1 protein-coding gene is annotated in these 870 nt (G+C 39.1%); it reads right to left on the reverse strand.

What is annotated here, in order from left to right; translation table 11 throughout:
* Nucleotides 1-265 precede the first annotated feature (265 nt).
* A complete protein-coding gene (locus tag N1032_RS24345; RefSeq protein ID WP_259543071.1) occupies nt 266-580 on the reverse strand; it encodes a hypothetical protein in 315 nt (104 codons plus the stop codon).
* Nucleotides 581-870 lie beyond the last annotated feature (290 nt).

Below are 870 nucleotides of genomic sequence, written 5' to 3' on the forward strand. Positions count from 1 at the left end.
ATCCTCTACCGTCCAGATAATATCCCCAATGGCCCCCACATCATCTACACCATTTGCCTGAGTAAACGAAGGGTTTTCACCCGTCTGAATTACTTCATTCACAATCTGTGCAATAAGATTAACGGGGCTATTGAGGTCTTGCGTAGTCATAGTATTTACCTTATAAGTGAGTTAAATTAACTCCAGATATACCGGGCTTTTACTGTGACACTGGCCCAAAGCGTTAACCCTGAGCCAGTGAATAGAGTCTAGCATAATTATTAGATTATGCAATCTGTTTCTTTGTCACCTCCTGCCACTCCCAATACTCCATATAATGAGTATCAAAAGGCTCGTTATCATCCTTGTAATATTCAACCTCTCTATCTTTCCCATCCTTAGTAACGCAGATTGAATAGGGTTCAATTGTCAGGGCGCATAACTCCCCTTCCTTGCGGCTTGCTGCTTTCAGTTCCTTGATACCCTGAGCCGTGTTATAGAGATAGCCCTCAATGATTGCCAAATGGTCAACCTCTGTAGGCTTTTCCTCTTGTGGCGGCTCACTAAACCACCTCTTTAATGTATACTGCTCATAGCTCATAGTTACATAATCCTACATTTGTAAAGTTAAAGCATATCGGCGGTAATCCTACTGCCTGAATCCAGATATTTTAAAGAACAGATAGATAATCAATTATATAATCATCTAATACAATTATTATACCATGTGGATTGTATAGAAACGTCAAGATATGTAAAGTTATGTAAAGATATGTAAATTGATTTGACTTATTTCAGGCAATAAAAAACCGCCCGTAGGCGGTTATTGTTTGCTTAGAAACTCTTTCGATATGTAATCTATTACCTCTTTCAGCTTTGCCGCTGTCATTA

It is taken from the genome of Herbiconiux daphne (genome assembly GCF_024979295.1).
In the GTDB taxonomy this organism is placed as follows: Bacteria; Actinomycetota; Actinomycetes; order Actinomycetales; family Microbacteriaceae; genus Herbiconiux; species Herbiconiux daphnes.